The sequence below is a fragment of the Saccharopolyspora sp. genome (genome assembly GCF_017434145.1).
In the GTDB taxonomy this organism is placed as follows: Bacteria; Actinomycetota; Actinomycetes; order Mycobacteriales; family Pseudonocardiaceae; genus Saccharopolyspora_C; species Saccharopolyspora_C galaxeae.
In genome coordinates this window covers 1-4886 of sequence record NZ_JAFRFW010000832.1, presented here as the reverse complement: position 1 = coordinate 4886, position 4886 = coordinate 1, and the positions used below count along the sequence as shown (strand labels likewise).

At 72.0% G+C, this 4886-nt stretch carries 5 protein-coding genes and 1 pseudogene; 3 read left to right on the top strand and 3 right to left on the bottom strand.

The window, feature by feature from the left end:
- Together IJH84_RS22615 and IJH84_RS22610 are read right to left on the bottom strand one after the other, a co-directional pair.
- A pseudogene (locus IJH84_RS22615) lies at positions 1-431 on the bottom strand (fumarylacetoacetase); the annotation flags it as partial.
- A complete protein-coding gene (locus tag IJH84_RS22610; RefSeq protein ID WP_295148747.1) occupies positions 428-1297 on the bottom strand; it encodes a hypothetical protein in 870 nt (289 codons plus the stop codon). The pseudogene IJH84_RS22615 and the gene IJH84_RS22610, both read right to left, overlap by 4 nt.
- 370 nt (positions 1298-1667) lie before the next feature.
- Between IJH84_RS22610 and IJH84_RS22605 the strand changes: the two genes are divergently transcribed.
- On the top strand, positions 1668-2447 hold the full coding sequence (locus IJH84_RS22605) for a DUF2470 domain-containing protein (RefSeq protein ID WP_295148744.1): 780 nt from the start codon (positions 1668-1670) through the stop codon (positions 2445-2447).
- Positions 2448-2469: 22 nt separating this feature from the next.
- On the opposite strand, the gene IJH84_RS22600 is transcribed toward IJH84_RS22605, so the two are convergent.
- Positions 2470-2859: a hypothetical protein gene (locus IJH84_RS22600; protein ID WP_200068104.1), complete on the bottom strand. Its 390-nt coding sequence runs from the start codon at positions 2857-2859 to the stop codon at positions 2470-2472.
- Between the two features lie 273 nt (positions 2860-3132).
- Here IJH84_RS22600 and IJH84_RS22595 point away from each other — a divergent pair, with 273 nt between their 5' ends.
- The gene (locus IJH84_RS22595; RefSeq protein WP_233626679.1) at positions 3133-3864 is read left to right on the top strand and encodes a CPBP family intramembrane glutamic endopeptidase; all 732 of its coding nucleotides are present in this window, start codon (positions 3133-3135) and stop codon (positions 3862-3864) included.
- 116 nt (positions 3865-3980) lie between these two features.
- A partial coding sequence (locus IJH84_RS22590) for an arginine deiminase family protein (protein ID WP_295148751.1) occupies positions 3981-4886 on the top strand: 906 nt, incomplete at its 3' end.

Here is a 4886-nt window from a genome sequence, read left to right as displayed (position 1 = left end):
TGCGTCCAGTTCTCCGGCAGGACCGGCGAACCCCGCCGCAAGATGCGCCCGACGTTCTCGGCGTGGTGCCGCGACGAGTAGAAGTCGACGTAGTCGCCGACGCGGAACGGCAGCACCAGCGTGTGCCAGTCGGTGCGCAGCAGCCCGGCGCCGGCAGGCGCGGAATCCGCGGTGACCAGCTCGGTGAGCCGTTCCCGCAGCTCCCGCCACCGCTGGTGGCCCGCGGCCAGCAGCGGATCCAGCGAGTTCGCGCTGACCAGCTCGGCCAGCCGCGGTCCGAGCGAGTCGGCGATCCCGCGCAGCGGCAAGGCGTGCTTGCCGACGCGCGCGCAGATCACCGGACCGCTGGAGGTGACCAGCACGCCGTAGGGCAGCGTCTGCGGCCCGAACGGCTTGTCCGCGGCGAACTCGGGATCCTCGATCCAGGTCACAACAGCCCCAGCCCTTCCAGGTCGGTCGCCGGGTCGGTCAGCGAGTCGGAGCCGTAGGAGGAGAACACGTCGCGCACCGCGGTGGCGGCCTCGTCGGACAGCGAGTTCGCCTCCTCCGCGAGCGCCTCCGCGTCGGTGCTGGCCAGCGCATCTCGCACGTCCTTGCCGGACAGGCAGCGCGCGGTGGCGACCAGCATGTTCAGGAACCCGTGCCGCACGTACCCGTTGTCGGGGTCTTCGCCGCGGACCGCCGAGCGGATGCCCGCGGTGGTCTTGAACGGCACGGACAGGGTGCTGATGGTGGCCAGGAAGTCGGCCACGACGTCGACCGGCGGCACCGACTCGGAGGTCGGCCCGCCGCAGCGCAGCTTCGGCCAGCAGCCGTGCTCGGCGACCCGCTTGACCCCGTCCAGCCAGCCGTCCTCGGTGCTGCGGCGGGGTTCCACGACGCGCACCACGTCCTCGGGAACGAACTCGGAGACCCGCTCGAGCCAGATGTCGTCGACGTCCGAGGGCGCGGGCATCTCCACCATCCGCAGCGCCAGCAGCTCCTGGCGGCCCTCGATGATGGACAGCGATTTCGGCACGCCGCCGAGGCCGGTGTCGCACACCAGCGACAGCGGCACCGGTTCGGCGGGCTTGGCCTTGGCGAGCTCGGTGATCAGCTCGGCGAGCCGGGACGCCTGGCACAGCATCGGCCCGAGCAGCCCGCTGTATTGCCCGCCGCGGGCGGCGAGGTGGGCGGACACCGCCTCCGGGGCCGGCGCGCTGCCCGGTGGGAACAGCGCGGCGTCGTCGACCAGTCGGGAGAACAGGGGCGGTATGCCGCGCGGACCCGGCGCGCGAAGCTCAACAGCGCTTGACACGGCGAACACGCTAATGCCGCGCCGTTCAGTGAACAAAGGTGGCCGATATACGAACGTTCGGCGGACTTGACCAGCCTCCCACCGGCCGATCATCGGCCCTGGTGTGCGCGTTGCGAAGCCGCCTCATCCGGGCGGGCGACAGGCCGCGCGGACTCCGCTCGGAGCTGATCGCGCGGGCGGCCGCTGCCGAACCGGCTTCGAGCGCCGATCACTCGTGCGGCGGTTCCCCCGGGGGAAGGGACGGAGCTTGCTCAGCACCCGGGATTCACCCGTCGGATGCGCGCAGCAGGAACCGATCACCTGGTAAGACGGAAACGACTTTCCCCCACCGGAGCGGTTGGGTTAGGCTTACCTAAGTAGGAGGTGAGCGGTGCGCGAGAGGACGACACGTCGCCCGGCGAAGCCGAACCCGGCGGAGCGGGCCAGGACGATTGCCCGGCGCGGTGGGCGGGCCGCGCTGATGCCCTCCGGCGAGACCGCCGCGCGGATCTCCCCGTTGCTGCACCACGTGCACCCGGACGGCTCCGCGACGGTGCTGCTCGCCGACGAGCACCCGCTGGTCGGGACCGCGTGGCAGTCGCCGCGTGCGGAGCTGACCGCGGTGCTCGAGCTCGCCGATCCCACTCCGGTGCAACTGCGCGAACCGGTGCGCGGCCTGTTGTGGCTGACCGGCACGATCCGGCTGCTCAGCGGCGAGCAGGCCCGCGAGGACGTGCTCGCGGTGGCCGAGCAACGCCCGGACAGCAGGCTGCTGGACGCCGGGCACGGCGCTTCGGTGCTCAAGCTGGACCCGGCCTCGCTGGTGCTCGCGGACGCCGAAGGCACCTGCTCGGTGCCCGCCGCGGACTTCAGCGCGGCCCGCCCGGACCCGTTCTGCCTGCTGGAGGACGGCTGGCTGCGGCACCTGGAGAGCTCGCACCGGGACGTGGTGGGCCTGCTGGCCCGGCACCTGCCGGAGGAGTTGCGCGGCGGGCACATCCGCCCGCTCGGGCTGGACCGCTTCGGCCTGCGGTTGCGGGTGGAGTCCGCGGACGGCGATCACGACGTCCGGCTGGCGTTCTCCGGCCCGGTCGCCGACGCCAAGGCGCTGGGCCTGGAGCTGCGCCGGTTGGTCGGCTGCCCGTTCCTGGCCGCTCAGCAGGCCGGGTAGCAGCGCTCACCGGCGCTGTCGGTCAGTCCTCGGTCCGCGAACGGCTGCCGTGCAACGGCTCGATGCGGCCGCGCTTGTAGCGCAGCGGCTCCGCGTCGCCTCCCAGCAGCAGCGCCTCGTCCACGTGTCCGCCGCGGGTGACCCGCCACAGGAACGCGTGCGCGGCGATCCACGCCGACATCTCGTTCGCGGTGGGCACGAACCGCACCAGCAGCGGATAGCGCGCCAGCCCGGCGTGATCGGTCTCCTCGTGGTCCTCGCGCAGCTCGATCAGCAGCGATCCGCGCACCCCGACGAGGTCCGCAGGACCGATCGGCCCGTCCAGCGCCAGCAACGGGTGCACCAGCTCCAATGCGGCCAGCACGTGCTCGGTGGAGGGCTCTCCGCGCAGGAAAACCCGGTAGCCGGTCATCGCCCGTCCCCCTCGTGTCTCGGCCCCCCGTGCTTCGTCGGCCGCGCTTCGTCGGCCCGTGTCCTGCCGGACCGCAGCTCGGCGGCCCCCGCTCGGATGTCTCACGTCCGCGTGCGGTTCCGCCGGACCGCCGCCGATTTTCCCCGTATCGTCCGGGGAATCTTCCGCGAATCGCGGGCCGGTACGGTGCACCGGGTGAGCATCGTGCGCACCTGGTCGTTCCCGGCCCGGCCGGCCGAACCCGGCGAGCTCACCGACCCGGCCCAGCGCCGGATGATCGGTGTCGAGCTGGTCGTGGTGTTCACCGTGACGCTGGGCATGTCGGGTCTGCAGAGCCTGCTCTCGCTGCTGGACGCACTTTCGCAGCAGGCGCCGCTGGCCGACCAGTCGGTAGCGATCAATCGGCCGCAGGCGCAGCTGGGCCTGCTGAACCTGCTGGAACAGCTGGCGAACGTGCTGCGGCTGCTGTCCTGGGGCGCGCTGGGGATTTTCCTGCTGTGGCGCGGTGGGATCGCGCTGGCCCGGATCGGCATGGACCGTTCGCGCCCGTGGCGCGACCTCGCGGGCGGCGCGGGCTTGGCGGCGCTGATCGGCGTTCCGGGACTCGGGCTGTACCTGGTCGCGCACGCGCTGGGCCTGAGCCTCACCGTGCAGCCGTCCACTTTGGACGACGCGTGGTGGCGGGCGCCGGTGCTGGTGCTTTCCGCGTTCGGCAACTCCTTCGCCGAGGAAGCGCTGGTGGTCGCCTACCTGCTGACCCGGCTGCGGCAGCTCGGCTGGTCGGAGAACAGGTCGTTGTGGCTGTCCGCGGTGCTGCGCGGCAGCTACCACCTGTACCAGGGGTTCGGCGGGTTCGTGGGCAACCTGGTGATGGGTCTGGTCTACGGCCGGGTGTGGCAGCGGACGAACCGGCTGTGGCCGCTGGTGGCCGGGCACGCGCTGATCGACGTGGTCGCGTTCGTCGGCTACGCGGCGCTGCGCGGGCACGTCGGTTGGCTGCCCTGAGCGCAACGATCCCGCCGTAGATCGACTTTTCTGCGCAAGGATCGATCTTCCCGAAGCCGGGGCGGTTCCGATTTCGGCTACGCCGACTAGGCTTTCGCGACGTGAGTGAACCGCACGTGCGCAGCGAGGTCGGCGGCCTGCACAGCGTTCTGCTGCACCGCCCGGGCAACGAGCTCAAACGCCTCACGCCGCGCAACAGCGACCAGCTGCTGTTCGACGCGATCCCGTGGGTGGACCGCGCGCAGGCCGAGCACGACGCCTTCGCCGATGTGCTGCGCGGCCGCGGCATCGAGGTCGTGCTGCTGCGCGACCTGCTGGTGCAGACCCTCGGCGACGCGCGGGCGCGGGCCGCGGCGGTGCATTCCGGCGTCGACGAGCTGCGGCTGGGCCAGGACGTCGCCGACACCCTCCGCTCCTACCTGTCCACAGTGCCCGAACAGGTGCTCGCGGAGGCGCTGACCGCGGGCATGACCTTCGAGGAACTACCCGGTTCGGAAGGCCGTTCGCTGGTGCGCCGGATGCACCACTCGCACGACTTCGCGCTCACGCCGCTGCCGAACCTGCTGTTCACCCGCGACTCCTCCACCTGGGTCCGCGACCGGGTGGCCGTGGCCGCCCTGGCGATGCCCGCCCGCCGGCGGGAATCAGCGCTGGTCGACCTGATCTACGCCTACCACCCGAAGTTCGCGCACTGCGCCCGCGCCTACGGGGCGCACTCGGCCCCGGTGGAAGGCGGGGACGTGCTGCAGCTGACCGACGGGGTGGTCGCCATCGGGGTCGGCGAACGCACCAGCCCCGCCGGCGCCGAAGCGTTCGCCAAATCGGTCTTCGCCGACGACCTGGCCCACACCGTGCTGGCGGTGCCCATCGAACAACGGCGCGCGGCCATGCACCTGGACACCGTGTGCACCATGGTGGACCGGGACGCGGTGGTGATGTACCCGGCGGTCCAGCACTCCCTGCAGGCCTACACGCTGCACCCGGCGGACGGGGAGCTGAAGATCTCCGGTCCCGACCCGTTC

Excerpts from the sequence above, each read along its gene's own strand:
- IJH84_RS22595 (WP_233626679.1), top strand. The coding sequence starts at position 3,133 with ATGATCGGTGTCGAGCTGGTCGTGGTGTTCACCGTGACGCTGGGCATG.
- IJH84_RS22600 (WP_200068104.1), bottom strand. The coding sequence starts at position 2,859 with ATGACCGGCTACCGGGTTTTCCTGCGCGGAGAGCCCTCCACCGAGCAC.